The sequence below is a fragment of the Streptosporangium sp. NPDC023825 genome (assembly GCF_040639575.1).
In the GTDB taxonomy this organism is placed as follows: Bacteria; Actinomycetota; Actinomycetes; order Streptosporangiales; family Streptosporangiaceae; genus Streptosporangium.
This window is the reverse complement of record NZ_JBFAAE010000049.1, coordinates 35,792-50,554: the sequence shown is the minus strand read 5'-3', so window position 1 is coordinate 50,554 and position 14,763 is coordinate 35,792. Positions and strand designations below refer to the sequence as shown.

The 14,763-nt window shown below is 71.3% G+C and carries 15 protein-coding genes and 1 pseudogene; 8 read left to right on the top strand and 8 right to left on the bottom strand.

The features are described from left to right. Nucleotides 1–584: 584 nt before the first annotated feature. The gene (locus AB0G15_RS31750) at nucleotides 585–2,018 is read right to left on the bottom strand and encodes an alpha/beta hydrolase (protein ID WP_362846832.1); all 1,434 of its coding nucleotides are present in this window, start codon (nucleotides 2,016–2,018) and stop codon (nucleotides 585–587) included. 131 nt (nucleotides 2,019–2,149) lie between these two features. Between AB0G15_RS31750 and AB0G15_RS31745 the strand changes: the two are divergent. Beyond that, nucleotides 2,150–2,452 (top strand): annotated as a pseudogene (locus tag AB0G15_RS31745) (phosphatase PAP2 family protein); the annotation flags it as partial. Nucleotides 2,453–2,691: 239 nt separating this feature from the next. On the opposite strand, the gene AB0G15_RS31740 reads toward AB0G15_RS31745, so the two are convergent. From AB0G15_RS31740 to AB0G15_RS31730, 3 genes are all read right to left on the bottom strand, one after another. After that, the gene (locus AB0G15_RS31740; RefSeq protein ID WP_362846830.1) at nucleotides 2,692–3,723 is read right to left on the bottom strand and encodes an aldo/keto reductase; all 1,032 of its coding nucleotides are present in this window, start codon (nucleotides 3,721–3,723) and stop codon (nucleotides 2,692–2,694) included. A 296-nt stretch (nucleotides 3,724–4,019) separates the two neighbouring features. Continuing rightward, nucleotides 4,020–4,817, bottom strand: a complete 798-nt coding sequence (locus tag AB0G15_RS31735; RefSeq protein WP_362846828.1) for an SDR family oxidoreductase — start codon at nucleotides 4,815–4,817, stop codon at nucleotides 4,020–4,022. Between the two features lie 47 nt (nucleotides 4,818–4,864). Then, nucleotides 4,865–5,293, bottom strand: a complete 429-nt coding sequence (locus AB0G15_RS31730; protein WP_362846826.1) for a hypothetical protein — start codon at nucleotides 5,291–5,293, stop codon at nucleotides 4,865–4,867. 125 nt (nucleotides 5,294–5,418) lie between these two features. Here AB0G15_RS31730 and AB0G15_RS31725 point away from each other — a divergent pair, with 125 nt between their 5' ends. The 3 genes from AB0G15_RS31725 to AB0G15_RS31715 all read left to right on the top strand — a co-directional run bounded on the left by AB0G15_RS31725 (nucleotide 5,419) and on the right by AB0G15_RS31715 (nucleotide 7,625). Further along, on the top strand, nucleotides 5,419–5,934 hold the full coding sequence (locus AB0G15_RS31725) for a MarR family winged helix-turn-helix transcriptional regulator (RefSeq protein WP_362846824.1): 516 nt from the start codon (nucleotides 5,419–5,421) through the stop codon (nucleotides 5,932–5,934). A gap of 297 nt (nucleotides 5,935–6,231) precedes the next feature. Next, on the top strand, nucleotides 6,232–6,876 hold the full coding sequence (locus AB0G15_RS31720) for an SRPBCC family protein (protein WP_362846822.1): 645 nt from the start codon (nucleotides 6,232–6,234) through the stop codon (nucleotides 6,874–6,876). A 257-nt stretch (nucleotides 6,877–7,133) separates the two neighbouring features. Continuing rightward, complete coding sequence (locus AB0G15_RS31715) at nucleotides 7,134–7,625, top strand: SRPBCC family protein (RefSeq protein WP_362846820.1); 492 nt, start codon at nucleotides 7,134–7,136, stop codon at nucleotides 7,623–7,625. 42 nt (nucleotides 7,626–7,667) lie between these two features. On the opposite strand, the gene AB0G15_RS31710 is transcribed toward AB0G15_RS31715, so the two are convergent. After that, entirely contained in the window at nucleotides 7,668–8,057 is a 390-nt protein-coding gene (locus AB0G15_RS31710) for a hypothetical protein (RefSeq protein WP_362846818.1), read from the bottom strand. A 36-nt stretch (nucleotides 8,058–8,093) separates the two neighbouring features. Here AB0G15_RS31710 and AB0G15_RS31705 point away from each other — a divergent pair, with 36 nt between their 5' ends. Then, complete coding sequence (locus AB0G15_RS31705; protein WP_362846816.1) at nucleotides 8,094–8,588, top strand: NUDIX domain-containing protein; 495 nt, start codon at nucleotides 8,094–8,096, stop codon at nucleotides 8,586–8,588. A gap of 104 nt (nucleotides 8,589–8,692) precedes the next feature. Here the strand turns inward: AB0G15_RS31705 and AB0G15_RS31700 are convergent, their stop codons facing one another. From AB0G15_RS31700 to AB0G15_RS31690, 3 genes are read right to left on the bottom strand one after another with little or no spacing between them, the layout of a single operon-like run. Further along, nucleotides 8,693–9,340, bottom strand: a complete 648-nt coding sequence (locus AB0G15_RS31700) for a maleylpyruvate isomerase family mycothiol-dependent enzyme (RefSeq protein ID WP_362846814.1) — start codon at nucleotides 9,338–9,340, stop codon at nucleotides 8,693–8,695. A gap of 59 nt (nucleotides 9,341–9,399) precedes the next feature. After that, on the bottom strand, nucleotides 9,400–10,695 hold the full coding sequence (locus AB0G15_RS31695) for an RNA polymerase sigma factor (RefSeq protein WP_362846812.1): 1,296 nt from the start codon (nucleotides 10,693–10,695) through the stop codon (nucleotides 9,400–9,402). 2 nt (nucleotides 10,696–10,697) lie between these two features. Next, a complete protein-coding gene (locus AB0G15_RS31690; protein WP_362846810.1) occupies nucleotides 10,698–11,045 on the bottom strand; it encodes a YciI family protein in 348 nt (115 codons plus the stop codon). Nucleotides 11,046–11,626: 581 nt separating this feature from the next. On the opposite strand from AB0G15_RS31690, the gene AB0G15_RS31685 reads away from it, so the two are divergent. The 3 genes from AB0G15_RS31685 (at nucleotide 11,627) to AB0G15_RS31675 (ending at nucleotide 14,679) form a co-directional block, all read left to right on the top strand. Next, nucleotides 11,627–12,658 carry an LLM class flavin-dependent oxidoreductase gene (locus tag AB0G15_RS31685; protein ID WP_362846858.1) on the top strand — a complete coding sequence of 344 codons (1,032 nt, stop codon included), beginning with the start codon at nucleotides 11,627–11,629 and terminating at the stop codon, nucleotides 12,656–12,658. A 626-nt stretch (nucleotides 12,659–13,284) separates the two neighbouring features. Further along, on the top strand, nucleotides 13,285–13,839 hold the full coding sequence (locus tag AB0G15_RS31680) for a hypothetical protein (RefSeq protein ID WP_362846808.1): 555 nt from the start codon (nucleotides 13,285–13,287) through the stop codon (nucleotides 13,837–13,839). A 15-nt stretch (nucleotides 13,840–13,854) separates the two neighbouring features. Further along, nucleotides 13,855–14,679, top strand: a complete 825-nt coding sequence (locus AB0G15_RS31675) for a hypothetical protein (RefSeq protein ID WP_362846806.1) — start codon at nucleotides 13,855–13,857, stop codon at nucleotides 14,677–14,679. Nucleotides 14,680–14,763: the final 84 nt, after the last annotated feature.

Below are 14,763 nucleotides of genomic sequence, written 5' to 3'. Positions count from 1 at the left end.
CGCGGCGCCGGCGCGCCGCGTCGCGCACCGCCTCGGGTGCCACGTCGCGCGTCGTGCCGTCTGTTTGATCACCGCGGTCGTCCCGTCCAGCTCGCCACGCCACACGCGCGAGCGCGGACTGCTGGTCAACCGGCGTAGCCGGGTCACCGGGCCGAGCCGAGCCCGCAGGTGCCGCTCGACCGAGGACCTTGACCATTCCATGCACCCCGCCCCTCGCCTTGCCTGCTCTTTCCCCACCTGCTCCTTTGCTCGTTCTACCTCGGCAGCACCGGCACCGCTCGCCACTTCGCGTCCGCGCCACGCGCTCTGACGGCCGGCCGCGCCGACCGCGGGTGGTCACCAGGAGTACGACAGCGACCAGACCGAACCCGGCGACCTGCCAGATCTCGTAGCGCAGCGAGTCGGACAGGGTCGGGAAGAGTACCGGAAGCAACGAGGCATTCAATGGCGTATGGAGCAGGACAGCGATTGGACCACTACCCCGAGTGTGGTTGAACACCCAGGTGAACAGGTACGACACGCAGACAGGTTCTGAGAACCGCGGCCACGCGGAGATGCCTCCGGCCGTGAGACCGGGCGGCGTCTCAGCCGGTGACGGGCACGGCGGGGCAGGTCGCGCGAGGCCGGGGCAGGGCCAGGGTCAGAAGATAGCGGTCGATCGCCGCGCGGGTGCAAGGGCTGAAGTCGTAGGTCCAGTGGCCGACGCCCTCGTAGGTGAGCAGCACGCTCCGCGGCATCTGCCGCGACACCGTCACCGCGAACTCGTGCGGGGTGGCGACGTCGTGGCGGCTGTTCACCAGCAGGGCCGGTGGCGTGTCGTCCCGGAAACGGTAGGGGCGTTGCGGGTTGCGGGTGGTGATGTCGCGTCCCTGACACCCCACGACGTCCCTCCAGCCGGTCTGGCTCCACCGCAGACGCGGCGCCACCTGCCGTACGGCTTCGCGGAGCCGTACCAGTTCGTCGAAATCACGGATCGGCCAGCGGAAGTCCGCGCAGAAGATCGCGCTGTACGCGTCCTCCACGGTCTCGGGAGGCTCCGCGATCCGTGCGGCGGGTGGCGCGGCCTGGTCCCTCAGAGCCGTGAGATAGTCGTCGAGTCCGGGCCACAGAGCCTGTTCCGCCACGTAGAACTCGACTCTGCCCGCCAGCCACTCCGGGGTGATCACAAAGGTGGGGAAGGCCGGCTCGCGAAGCTCTCCGCGCTCCGCCCGGGCCATCAACCCATCGAGTACCTCCGCCACGTCCTGCCCGCTGAAGACGCAGCCGGAGCCCGGCCCCTCACACCATTGCGCGAACTTCCCGAACGCCTGCTCCGAGGTACGGGCCCTGGCCGCCATGAAGCTCAGCGGCCGGCGCAGGCTGTGATCCAGGTTCCCCTCCAGCACCAGCGCGCGCAGCCTGTGCGGGAAGAGCTCGGCGTAGCGCTGACCGAGCAGCGTGCCGTACGACAACGTGTACAGGGAGATCTTCCGCTCCCCCAGAGCGGCGCGGACGGCATCGACGTCACGCACCACACTCATGGTGTCGACGTGGTCGAACACGGGCCCGGACAACCGGCGGCATTCCTTGTCGTAGGCGTTCAGCCCGGCCAGCATCCGGCGGTATTCCTCAGCGGTGGCCGGACTGTCCGGATAATTGGACACTCCTGCCGGGCAGAGCACCGGCCGGCTGTCGGGGACGCCCCGGGGGTCGAAGCCGATGAGGTCGAACCGCTCCAGCAGTTCCGCCGAGAAGTACTCGGCGGCGTCGACGGTGGCGCTCACGCCCCCGATACCGGGACCGCCGAGATTGAACACCAGCGAGCCGACACGCCGGGCCTGATCCGTCGCCTTGTGCCGGGCCACCGCGATCTCGATCCTGTCCCCGCCGGGACGAGCCCAGTCCACCGGCACGCTCACCGACCCGCACTCGACCGTCCGGTCCTGCGGACACGGTCGCCAGGAGATCGGTGGCACCGCCGACGCGGGAGACGGCACGACGGCCACGGTGACCATGCTGCTCAGCAGCAGGACAAGCACCGAAATGGTCCGTCTGATCGGTCGCATCGGGCCCGCCTCTCGCAGAACGCGCGTACGTCAACCATGATTCCGAAGATCATCGGTGTCAACCCCGGCGGGTCCGCGCCCGGGAGAAGGCCGGTGCCGGCACCGTCGCCGCCTATGCGATCAGCGAGGCGTTGAAGCTGGTGGTGGACGAGGAGCGGCCTTGCCGCGTGGTGCGGGGGGCGGGGGCGGCGATCGCGGAATGTCCTGCGGTGGGGGACTGGTCGTTTCCGAGCAACCACGCCACCCTGGCCGCCGGGCTCGCGGCCGGGCTGGCGGTGCTGCGTCCTCGTCTGGCCGCGGTGACTCTGCCGCTGGCGGGGGCGGCGGCGCTGCCGCGGGTGATGGTGGGGGTTCACTACCCGCACGACGTGCTCGCCGGCGCGGTCCTCGCCGCCGCCGTGGTGGTGGCGGCGCTGCTCGCGTTCACGCCGCCGGTGGCGCGGCTGGTGTCACCGCTGCTCGGACGCCTCAGAGCCGTGGCCCACCGACACCGCCGAAAGTCCGATACGCAAGCCGTACCGGGCGGGCACCGCGGATTTCGGAAAAGCCGCCCCGCCCGGACCCGGCGAGCCGTTCCCGGAGACCTGGAGGCCTGGAGGCCTGGAGACCTACGGCCCGGAGATCCGAAGACCCGTGACCTGGAGACCTACGGCCCGGAGAACTGCGAGGGGCCGCGGGGCCGCGTGGGCGCCTCGCCGAACACCCACGGATCGGCCTCGCACTCGGCGATGAAGTCACCGGGGAATCCCACCTCGAACTCCGTCGCCGACTCCAGGCGCCGGACCGCCTCCTCGGGGAGGACGACGTCGATCGAGCCCAGGTTCTCGGTGAGCTGCTCGACGTCTCTCGCGCCGACGATCGGGTGGACGGCGGCGGAGCGGGCGCGGGTCCAGGCGATCGCCACCTGGGCCGCCGTGACACCCAGGTCGCCCGCGACCTCCCGCACGGCGCCCGCGACCGCGTGGTCCCGCGCGGTGAGGGAGCCGGGGTCGACCCGGGTGGCCCCCTGCGCGGCCGCCCGGCCGGTGAACTTCCCCGACAGCACGCCGCCGGCGAGCGGCCCCCACGCGGCCACGCTCATCCCGAAGGCCTCGGCCATCGGCAGCAGCTCCCGCTCGACGTCGCGCCTGAGCAGGTTGTACGGCACCTGCAGGCCCGCGAACGGCGTCCAGTCCCGCCACTCCGCCAGCGTGTTGGCGCGGCTGATCAGCCACGCCGGGGCGTTGGACATGCCCACGTAGAGGATCTTCCCGGCGCGCACGGCGTCGTCCAGCGCCCGCATCGTCTCCTCCACCGGGGTGTGGCGGTCCCAGATGTGCACCCAGTGCAGGTCGACGTGGTCGGTCCGCAGCCGCCGCAGGCTGCGCTCCAACGACAGGGTGAGGTTCTTGCGGTGGTTGCCGGCGGCGTTCGGGTCGTCGCGGTCGCGGGAGAGCGTGTACTTGGTGGCGACGACGAAACGGTCGCGGCGGCCGGCGAGGAGCTCGCCGAGGATCTCCTCGCTCTCGCCGTACGCCGAGGCGGTGTCGATGACGTTGCCCCCGGCGTCGGCGTAGGTGTCGAGCATGGCCCGGTACTCCTGCGGCACGTCGGAGCCGCCGCGCTCGTAGAAGGTCATCGCGCCGAGGAACAGCTCGGACACCCGCAGCCCGGTCCGGCCCAGTGGTCGGTAACGCAAGGAAGGTCCTTTCCGGTGGTCGGTGTTCGTGGAAGCCGAGCTCGGAGGCGCCGTGGCCCTATGGCTCCGAGGTCCTGCCGGAACCGTCCCGCCGGAACCGGGCCGGGTGGTTCAGCGGCCGGCTGGTCGGGTACGCGATTTCGCCGTCGGTGAATGCGCTCATGGGGCCGAGCCTGGCAGCCGGGACCGCGCCCGGGGAGGCCGTGGTGATACCAGCCCCGGCAGGGCCACGATCCCGGCGCCGCGAGGAGGGGGACCCGCACGTGCGGCCGGGAACCCCCGGCGGGAGGTGGACGTCAGTTGCCTCCGGCGACGTGGACCACGCTGCCGGTGATGTTGCCGTTGGTCGCGGACGCGAGGTAGAGGACGATGCCGGCGACGTCCTGGGGCGTGGAGATGTGACCGGCCGGCCTGCCCCGGTTCAGGAAGCGCTTGATCTCCTCCGCGGACCTGCCGGCGAGGTCCTGCCTGAACTCCTCGGGGACCCGCGCGAGGAAGCCCCTGGTGACGGTGGGGCCGGGAGCGACGACGTTGACGAGGACGCCCTCCGGTGCCAGCTCGGTGGCCAGCGTCCTGCTCAGCCCGTGCATGGCCATCTTGCTCGCGACGAACGCCTCGTCGCCGCCGCCGCCGCGCTGGACGATGTCGGCCGAGATGAAGACGATGCGTCCCCAGCCCCGCTCCTTCATGCCGGGCAGGGCCGCCTGCACGGTGTGGAAGGAGCCCTCCACGTCGGCGCGCAGCGATGACCGCCACTCCTCGACGGAGACGTCCTCGAAGGCGACCGGCTCGACCTTCGTCCCCGGAATGGCCGAGGCGTTGACGACGAGCACGTCCACACCGCCCCACTGCGCGGTGACCGTGTCGAAGGCGGCACGGATCGACGCGGGGTCGGTCAGGTCGTACCGAACGATGATCGCCTCACCGCCCTGCCCGGCCACGTCCTGCGCCACCCGCTGCGCGCCGTCCTTGTTGCGGTGGTAGGTGATCGCCACTCTGGCGCCCTCGGCCGCGAAGGCGGCGGCGAGGTGAGCGCCGATCGAGCCGCTGCCGCCCGTGACGAGGACGACCTTTCCGACGAGACCGAGATCCATGTCGACACGCTCCTTTTGTTTTTGTGGTTGACGGGTGAGTGGGGGCCTCACCGCAGTGCCGGTTCCCCCTCGGGGGCGGTGAGCGTGGCGGGGCCGGTCCGCTTGGCGGCGAGGCTCAGCAGGCTCGCGACGACCACCACCGCGGCGCGGACCAGCAGGGTCCATCGCAGCGCGCCGACGAAAGCGTGATCGAAGGCCAGCTGGGCGCTCTCCCGCATCTGCTGGGCGAGCCGGTCGCTCACCCCGGGGGGCGGCCGCATCCGGTCGGCTCCCGCCTCGGCGCCTCCGGCCACCGCGGTGACCGCGTCCACGAAGTCCTCGCGGTATCGGCCGGGGAACCGCTCAGTCCGGCGTCGCGCCTCGGCGCCGAGCCCGGCGCTCAGGCGGTTCTGCAGGACCGTGCCCGTCGCGGCGATCGCGATGAGCCCGCCGATGAGGACGTACTTCCCGCCGATCCTGTCGATCAGGAAGCCCACTCCTCGCACCTCCTTGGGAAGACCCGGATCCCGGGAATCGCCTCGGCGGGCCCGGGAGGGGTGTGTTGCCAGGAAGATCGGTATATGATTCGACTGTCAAGAAGTCTAGTAGTTAGAAATTTTAAATGTCAAAAGAAAAATGGAAGTCCCTGGTGGACGAGGTCCAGGTGGCCATGATGGAGCTGCAGAACGTCTCGGACGCGGTGGACGAGGCCGCGGCGGCACGCCTGGGAATCAACCGGACCGACATGCGCTGCATGGGGTGCGTGTTCGCGCTCGGTCCGATGACGGCGGGGGAGCTGGCCGTGGCCGCGAAGCTGTCCCCCGGCGCGGCGACCATCGCCATCGACAGGCTGGAGCGGGCGGGGTACGCGCAAAGGGTCCGGGACCAGCGGGACCGGCGACAGGTGCGGGTGGTGCCGACGCCCCAGGCCGAGCGGGTCGCCCAGGAGATCTGGGGTCAGCTGAGCGAGGAGGACGAAGCCGGGCTGGCCGGTCACACCGAGGAGGAGCTGGTGCTCATCCGGGACTTCCTCCGGGCCACCGTCACCCGGCACGCCCGCCAGGCCGACCGTATCCGGCACGGACAGGTCATCTCCGAGGAGACCGGCGCGCCGGCGGCACCAGGGGTACCGGATTAAGAAACCGCAGGTCGGTGGACTCGAGGAGAAGGTCCAGGAACGCGTCCCCTCCGCTCTGGGAACTCATCGGGCGTTCTGCGGGTCAACCTGTGCGGTGCCGCCGATGCGGCGCCAAGATATCATTCTTTACTTATATAAGTGTAGGCCGGTACGATCTCCGTCGTGCACACGTTCGACATCCGCGTGTGCTGCGTGACAGCGGGTTCGCGTCGGTGCGGGCCAGTGGGGAACCCACCCGGCGGGCCGGGTCCGGCACCGATACGGGCAAAACTGATCCACCACCGACAGAGGTATGACATGAAAGACGTACTGGACGAGCTGGCCGCCGTGCACCGGGCGATGGGCAACAGCAAAGTGCCCGCCGGCGAGGCGTACACCGTGGAGCTGCGGCGTCGATACGACGCGGAGATCGACGACGTGTGGGAGGCCATCACCAACCCCGAGCGGCTGCGCCGCTGGTTGAAGCCGGTCACCGGGGACCTTCGGCTCGGCGGAAAATTCGAGCTGGACGGTGGTGAGCACGGCGACATCCTCCGGTGCGAGCCGCCGCGTCTGCTCAAGGTGTCCTGGCTCTACGGGCTGGACGCCGACGCCTGGCCCGGCACGAGCGAGGTGGAAGTGCGCCTGGTCCCGGGCCCCGCAGGCGACACGGAGCTCGAGCTGATCCACGCGGCGTTCATCGGGGAGCCCTCCTTCCCCACCTATGGCCCAGGCGCCGGCGGCGTCGGCTGGGACCTGGCTCTGCTCACCCTGGCCCGGTTCCTGGCCGATGGTGAGATCGCCGACCACGAGGATTTCGAGAAGTCGCCCGAAGGACGCGAGTTCAGCCGGCGCAGCGCCGCAGCCTGGGGCCAGGCTCATTTGGCCGCCGGTGGCGAACCGGAGCACGTCGCGGCCGCAGTCGAGGCAACCACCACGTTCTACGCACCCGACCCGGCCTGACATTCCCGCTGCGGTGGGCTCCGGCACCCTCGATGCTCGCACCCACGATGAGAATGACGAATCGCCAGGCGGAGGGCGGCCCTCACACTGCGTGATCTCATCGGTGCGTACCGGGATTGCACGTGAACGCGCCCTCCGGCACCCAACCGCAGATCACACCTCTGCCCTTCACCTCACGGACACAGAATGCAGGGCCCTCAGCCGAGGAGCACGAAAGCACGCTGTCCCACACCTAGGAGGAAAAGAATGATGCGCCCATGAAACACACCGTCTCCATCGAGATCGCCCTGCCGCGGGAGAAGGCGGTCCAGCTGCTCACCGACCCGGCACACCTGCCGAAATGGCTGCGGGGCCTGGTGCTGCACGAGCCGCTGAGCGGGGAGCACGGGCAACTCGGCACCACGTCGCGGGTCGTGATGCAGATGGGCCGGCGGACGATCGAGTGCACCGAGACCATCACGCGCCGGGAACCGGCAGACCTGCGCGAGATCCCGAAAACGAGCGTCGTTCACTTCGACCGCGAGATCGTCGGCGAGGGCATGTGGAACGCCGCGCGCGACCGGCTGACCGAAGCCGGTCCGGAAACGACGCTCTGGGAGAGCGAGAACGAATACCGGTTCAGCGGCTTTCTGATGAAGCTGGTGGGACTTCTGATGCCCGGCGCCTTCCGCAGGCAGTCGCGCCGGCACATGCAGGACTTCAAGGCGTTCGCCGAGCAGGGAAAGGACGTCCGCGAAGCGACGGACTGATCTGCCTGCAGCGGCCGGTGGCGATGACGATGCCATCCACGATCAGGCGGGTGAGGCCCTCATCAAGAACCGAATGCCCGAGCCGATCTTGCTGGGGTCCGGCCGGAACACAGCGGGAACACACCACAGGCCGGCGACCGATGTGAAGATGAGCGTCGTCCTGTCAACGGTGGTCTGGCGCCAGCCGGACATGGTGGTGCGTCCGCGGACGCACGTGAGCACGCGTCCCGCCAGCTCGGCGTGGTCCGCGCCGACCGCGTGGAACACGGCCGACATCAGCTCCCGGCCCTGTGCCGCGTCCGCCGGCGCGTCGTCGATCCACTCCTGCGGCGCGCCGCGCCTTCGCAGCCGGCGTGCGCGCTGTTCGGTGTGTTTCCGGTGTACTCCGGCCGTACCGGTTCGCAGCCGCTCGACGTAGTGGGGTGATCCCAAGCCGGGTTGTCAGTGGCGTCTGCGACCGTGTGCTGCATGGGTGAGCTGATCGAGCGGGTGGATGAACAGGACCGCGTGCTGGAAGTCGTGGAGCGCGCGGAGGCGGTGCGTCGGCGGTGGATGCATCGGATCGCGACGACGATCTGCCGCGATCCGATGGGGCGGATCCTCGTGCTGCGCCGGGCCGAGGAGCATGTCCGCTTTCCCGGCCACTATGACGTCATGGTCGGCGGCGCCGTGGGCGTAGGCGAATCGTATGAGGACGCGGCCGCCCGCGAACTGCTCGAGGAACTGGGCACCGGCGTCCCGGTCCGCTCTTTGTTCACGTTCCTGTGCCAGGACGGGATCGGCCCTGTCTGGTTCGGGGTGCACGAGGCCTTGATCGCCGAGCCGTTGGCTCCAGATCCGTCCGAGATCGCTTGGCATGCCTGGCTCACGGAGCTCGAACTGCGGAAGGCGGTCGATCGAGGGCCCTTCGTTCCAGGTGGGCGAGAAGCCCTGCGACGATATCTCGGCCGCCCGGCTCAGTGACGAACAGCCGCTCCCCGGCTGATGCCTCCTCGGTTGCGGTGGGCATCACCGGCACCCCTTGCAGGGCTCTCACCCTGTAGAGCTCCCGTCCCCGGAGTTCTTGCTCACAGAGTTCTCGCCTGCAGAACGGCCGCGACCCGCTCGACACCCGGACCGGACAGGCCCGCGAGCCCCGCGGCCCGCCCGGTCGCCAGCAGGAGGAGATCGCCCGCCGGGCCCCGGACCTCGTCCGGGCCCTCGCCCGCCGACCAGTCCAGATCGGTGGCGACCAGTCTCGTGCCGCGTAGACGTCTGGGAGCGCCGTAGAAACCGGTCCCCAGGACGCGGCCGAGCCCCGCGACCGCCCGCTCGGCGGGCATCTCCCGCACGCGCCCGAGCGGGCGCGCGATGTCCTGCCCGTGCACCAGCACGTCGACGAGCGTGTCCAGCGGACGGGAGCCGAGCCCGCGGCGCCGCGAGCCGGCCGTCTCGCGGAGCTGCGCGACGAGCTGCGCGGGCCCGAACCTGGCCGCCCGGTCCCGCGCCTGGTCGGCGAAGACCCGGTTGATGTCGCCGCGCGTCCGGACCACGCCCCTGAGCGTGTCGAGGAACAGGGTGTGCGTGGACAGCGTCATATGGGCGGCCACGTCGTGCACCGTCCAGCCGGGGCACAGGGAGGCCACCGCCCACTCGTGATCTTCGAGCTCGTCGAGCAGGGCGGCGAGGCCGAGCCGTTCGTCCGCTGTCCAGGAAAAGATCTCTTCGTCGTCCATGTACGGCTCTTCTCGGTCGTGTGCGTGGGTGATGGCGACGGCCGGGAGACGTCCCGCCGTCAGGTGCCGGCCGTGCCGCCGGGATCGGATGTCTCGACCGCGCCGAGCCTGCGCAGCAGGTGCGCCCGTTCGGGGTCGGTGCCGGCCAGGCCGAGCGCCTCCCGGTAGGCCGCGGCGGCCTCGGGGAGGCGCCCGAGCCGGTGCAGCAGGTCCGCCCGTGCCGTCGGGTAGGGGTGGTGGTCGCGCAGCCGGGGCTCGCCGGCCAGCTCGTCGAGCAGTGCCAGGCCCGCCTCCGGCCCGTCGCGCATCGCCACCGCCACGGCCCGGTTCAGCGCGACCACCGGGGACGGCGCGAGGGCGAGCAGCACGTCGTAGAGGGCCACGACCTGCGGCCAGTCGGTGGTCGCGACGTCCGGGGCCTCGTCGTGCAGGGCGGCGATCGCGGCCTGCACCCCGTACGGGCCCGGCGGCCCGCCGGTCAGCGCGACGAGCACCAGGTCACCGCCCTCCTCGATCATGGGGCGGTCCCACCGGCCGCGGTCCTGGTCGTCGAGCAGTACCAGCTCGCCGCCCGGGCCGGTGCGGGCCTCGCGCCGCGCGTGGACCAGCAGCATCAGCCCGAGCAGGCCGGCGACCTCCCGCTCGGCGGGCAGCAACCGGCGCAGGATCCTCCCCAGCCGGATGGCCTCCCCGGCGAGGTCGAGCCGCTGCAGGTCCGGGCCCGAGCTGGCCGCGTACCCCTCAGTGAAGATCGAATAGATGACCTGGAGCACCCCTGGCAGGCGCTCCGGCAGCTCGTCGGCGCCGGGCACGCGGAACGGGATGCGGGCCTCGCGGATCTTCCTCTTCGCCCGCACGATCCGCTGGGCCATCGTCGCGGACGGGACGAGGAAGGCCCGCGCGACCTCGGGCGTCGTCAGCCCGGCGAGGCAGCGCAGGGTCAGGGCCGTGCGATCGTCGGCCGGAAGGGCCGGGTGGGCGCAGGTGAAGAACAGCCGCAGCCGCTCGTCGGGGAGATCGCCGTCCGCGTCCGCGGGCGGGGCGGGGTCGGCCCGGTCCGCCTCCACCTGCAGGACGGCGAGCCGGGCGGCGTAGGCCCGGTCCCGCCGCAGCCGGTCGACGGCCCGGCGCCGCGCCGTCGTCAGCAGCCAGGCCCCCGGCTTGAGCGGAACCCCCTCGACCGGCCAGTGCACCAGCGCCGCCTCGACGGCCTCGGAGGCGACCTCCTCGGCCAGGTCGAGATCGCCGAAGCGGCGGACCAGGGAGGCGAGCAGCCGGCCGCGTTCCTCGCGGAACACCGACTCCACGGACGACCTGGCATCGGTGGCCCGCTCGTGCGCCCCCCCGCCCGTCACCGTCAGACCTCGAACTCGTCGATCGGCCGCACCACGACCGATCCGCCGTGGCGCGCGCCGGGGCAGCGGGCGGCCCAGTCGAGCGCGACGTCGAGGTTCGGCACGTCGATGACGTCGTAGCCGCCGAGGATCTCGCGGGTCTCGGCGAACGGCCCGTCGGTGGTGACGATCCGCTCGCCCTCAGGGCCGATCCGGATCGTCGTGGCGGTGCTCACGTCCTTCAGCGCGTGCCCGGAGACCAGGACCCCCGCCTCCTTCAGCGCCTTGTCGTAGACCACCCACTCCTCGAAGTCGCACTGGTCGTCCCCGTCGGCCGTCGCGGCACCGTACATCAGCAATATGTACTTCACGATCTGGCTCCTTCGTGTTCTCGCTCGGCGGGCTGCCGTACACCATGACGACGAACGGGGCGCGGCCGGATCGACACGTCCCGAGGATTTCCCGGAGATCCCTTTCGACCTCGCCGCACGCGAGAGGGGCTCCGGCCGGGGACGGTGATCGCGGCCGGCTTCTGGCCGTGTCCGGCAGGTCACGCTCGTTGCCGTTCGGGTGTTGACGACCACCATCTTGCCCCCGGCCTGGCCGGCCTCCATCACGCGGTGGGCCTCGCGAATCCAGTGCCGCGCCTTCCGCCGGACCTTGACGGATCCGGCACGTGATCTCTAGCCTCGCGAAGCGACCGGCCGGACACGAGATCCCCGAACGAGTGCTCCTCGTCGGCGTCCTGCCGCGGAACCGGCCGGGAAAGGCCGCGGAGAAGGGGTAGTCGCGCGGCCTTCTCCGCGCCGCGACGGGTCAGAGGGAGGGCCTGCGAGATGTCGGCATCTCCGGGAGGCGGGCGGGAGCGGGAGTCCTTCACCCGGCGGGGGCGGCCGGCCACCGGCCGGGCGGGCGCCGGGACCCGGCCCCTACGGGAGAGGGCGTGAGCAGGATGCGGATCGGAATCTTCCTGGTCGCGGCGGGTTTCCCCGGCCGGCCGCAGGGACAGGTGCTGCGTGACTGCGTGGAGGCGATCGAGGTCGCGGAGGAGGCGGGATTCGACGACGCGTGGATCGCCGAGCACCACTTCATGTCGTACGGGCTCTGCCCGTCGGCGGCCACGCTGGCGGCCGTGGCGCTCGGGCGTACGCGGACGATCGGGGTGGGGACGGCGGTGAGCGTGCTGTCCACGCAGCACCCGGTGGCACTGGCGGAGCAGGCGGCGATGTTGCACCACCTGTCCGGTGGGCGTTTCACGCTGGGGGTCGGCAGGGGCGGGCCCTGGGTCGACCTGGAGGTGTTCGGCACCGGCCTGGCGAGGTTCGAGCGCGGCTTCGCCGAGTCGCTCGACCTGCTGTGCCGGGCCCTGGGGCGGCGCACGGTGTCGGCGGAGGGGGAGTTCTTCCGTTTCCGCGAGGTCGCGATGGTGCCGGCGGCGTCGATGCGGCCCGTGGTGGCGTGCACCTCACCGGAGACGGTGCGGCTGGCGGCCGAGCGGGGGCTGCCGATGCTGCTCGGCATGCACATGGACGACGCGGGCAAGGCGGCGATGCTCGCCGGATACGACGCGGCACGCCCACCCGCGCCGCCGCTCCCACCGGAAGCGGGTGTCGAAGCGGGCGCGGGCGCGGGTGCGATCCGCCACGTGGCCGCCGTCGTCGGACACGTGGCCGACTCGACGAGGGCGGCCGTGCGGGAGGTGAAGGCCGCCATGCCCGGCTGGCTGGAGCCCGGCCTGGCCGGGTACGTGCCGGTGGACGGCCGGCGGCGGCCCGTGCGGGACGTGGGGGAGTACGTCGACTTCCTGACCGGCGTCCATCCGGTGGGGGACGCCGGCCACTGCGTGGAGACGATCCGGCGTACCCGCGAGGTGACCGGGCTCGAACACCTGATCCTCATGGTCGAGGGTGCGGGCGAGCACGCCCGCACCCTGGAGAACATCCGCCGGCTGGGCGCCGAGGTGCTGCCCGGGCTCGGCGGCTGACACCCGCCGGGCCCGATCACGCTCCTCGCCGCCTGCCCCGCCGGCCAGATCTTTTGATCTACATTGTAAAGGCGAGCGGTTGGTGTTCGCCCCGTCTCGCACACCCCGAAAACCTTCGACAGCGTGGGACGCCGGAAACGCGGAGGCCGTCGGCCTGCAGGGCGCAGGCCGACGGCGTCCGGGTCCTGGTGGCCACCTCGTGACCACCCGCGTCCGACCACCCGCGTCGGAACGGCCGGTCACGGCAACAGGGGTTCGCCAGCCTCCTTGCCGTGGCCGGCCGTCCGGTCGCCGTCCGAGCCCCGGCTCCCCAGGGTCCGGCGATTCTCCGCGTGAAATCCCCTTCCGTTTCCAGCCTTTGAGTAATCGCCGCTTAATTCCCGATAAAGCGATTCTCCTGCCACCTATCGGGATATATGTGAAATCGAATGTCGTATAGCAACAAAACGCTACCAAGCGATTTTAATTTTCTTGACACGGCGGAATGGCGATGACACTTTTACTTACGCTCGGCGCGCCGATCGAGGTCAGCGCCGTGCGCGTTCTCAACCGCCGTCAGGGGCGCGCCCGTCAGGGGGTGCGCGGAAATCCCTGATCCCGCTCGACCCAGCTCGGAGGTGCGGTTCATGCGTAACCCTTTTCGCAGGATCTCCACAACGGCCGGCATCGTGGGCGCGATGCTTCTCGCGATGTCCCAGGCCTCGGCGGTCGCGGTTCCGGAGCGGTCCGCCCCGCCGCCCGCGCCCGCCCCGGTTCCCACGCCCGCCCCCGCGGGCGGCGAGGCGAGTTCCAGGAACTCGGGGTCCCCGGACAACGGCCGGGCGCCTTCCGCGGTGTGCTTCTTCCAGACCATGGGCGACTACGTCCACATCTCCGGGTCCGCCTTCGAGGCGTCCGGGCACGGCTGGTGGATCAACGGCAACTGCAACGCCACGCTGGCGATCGTCACGGTCCAGCTGCAGCAGTACTACGCCGACGGCACCTGGAGGAACGCCGGTACGGCGGGCAGCGCGACGGTGAGGTCCGGCGGCGGGGCCGGCAACCGCGCGACAGGGCGCGCGGTCTGCAGCAACGGCAGCCTGACGGGGTGGCGTAGCGTCGTCGACGTGGACCTGGTCGGCCTGGCCGACGACCCGGGCAAGCTCTTCACCCCGGGGCAGAACATCTACTGCAGGCGATGACTCGGGAGGGGCGACGTGAGTATCAGACCCGACAGCACCATGTTCGCGGCTTTGTACGGCGAGCTGGTGGTGCACCCGTGGCGGGATCCTCTCGTCGCCTCCTCCTCGTCGGACGCCTACAGCCTGTTCGTCGCGAGGTCGTCCGCGATGGGGTGGCTCACCGAGGCCGAGGAGAACGCGGTCGGCGGCCTGTGGGGGATGAACGACGCCGGGCACGACCCGGCTCCGGCGCCGGCCCCGCGGTCGCGGCCGCCGCGCGTCGCGTGGTTCCAGGTGTCGCTGACCGGACCGGTTCCGGACGGACGGCCGTTGCCGGTGCAGGCGTTTTTGTCGTGCGCGGACGACGTCGTGGCGCGTATCGGCACCGCTCATCTGCGGGCGGTCCAGCTTTTGCTGCCCGTGCAGAGCCTCGACGCGTCGCCGGGTGCGGGCGCCGTGATGCCCCTGCTCCAGGACGCGGGCTGGTTCGCCGGCGGTGACCCGCGCCTGAGAGCACGGGTGCGGGTGACGCTGGACGGCGGGCAGGATCCGTCCGTCCGCTCGGCGGCGCCCGGGATACTCCGGTGGGTGCGGGAGTTCGACCAGGACGTCTTCCGGTGCGACGCGGTCTCCGTGACGGACGACGACGATCTGGTCCTGGAGCCCGCCGTCATCGACGAGGTGTGGCTCGGGCCCGCTCATCATCGGGTCACCTTCCACGGCACCCTCGCCGAGTGGTCGCTGGAGGCTCTGGGGTGGCTGGCCGCCTTCCTCGCCGACGCGGGTTCCCGGCACGGGGTCGCCACCCCGTTGATGCTCACGGCCGGGCTCTCCGCGGAGCCTGATACGCGCCTGGGCTGAGTCCGGCGGCGGTCCGTGCGGGAAGCGCGGGCTCGCCGGGCTTACCGGGCTCGCCTGGCGCGCGGGACGGCGGGCGCCGGCCGC

Bases quoted from the DNA above. Each gene is read 5' to 3' on its own strand.
- AB0G15_RS31735 (WP_362846828.1), bottom strand. From the start codon at position 4,817: ATGGATCTCGGTCTCGTCGGAAAGGTCGTCCTCGTCACGGGCGGCAGC.
- AB0G15_RS31725 (WP_362846824.1), top strand. From the start codon at position 5,419: ATGTCAAAAGAAAAATGGAAGTCCCTGGTGGACGAGGTCCAGGTGGCC.
- AB0G15_RS31720 (WP_362846822.1), top strand. From the start codon at position 6,232: ATGAAAGACGTACTGGACGAGCTGGCCGCCGTGCACCGGGCGATGGGC.
- AB0G15_RS31715 (WP_362846820.1), top strand. From the start codon at position 7,134: ATGAAACACACCGTCTCCATCGAGATCGCCCTGCCGCGGGAGAAGGCG.
- AB0G15_RS31705 (WP_362846816.1), top strand. From the start codon at position 8,094: ATGGGTGAGCTGATCGAGCGGGTGGATGAACAGGACCGCGTGCTGGAA.
- AB0G15_RS31700 (WP_362846814.1), bottom strand. From the start codon at position 9,340: ATGGACGACGAAGAGATCTTTTCCTGGACAGCGGACGAACGGCTCGGC.
- AB0G15_RS31685 (WP_362846858.1), top strand. From the start codon at position 11,627: ATGCGGATCGGAATCTTCCTGGTCGCGGCGGGTTTCCCCGGCCGGCCG.
- AB0G15_RS31680 (WP_362846808.1), top strand. From the start codon at position 13,285: ATGCGTAACCCTTTTCGCAGGATCTCCACAACGGCCGGCATCGTGGGC.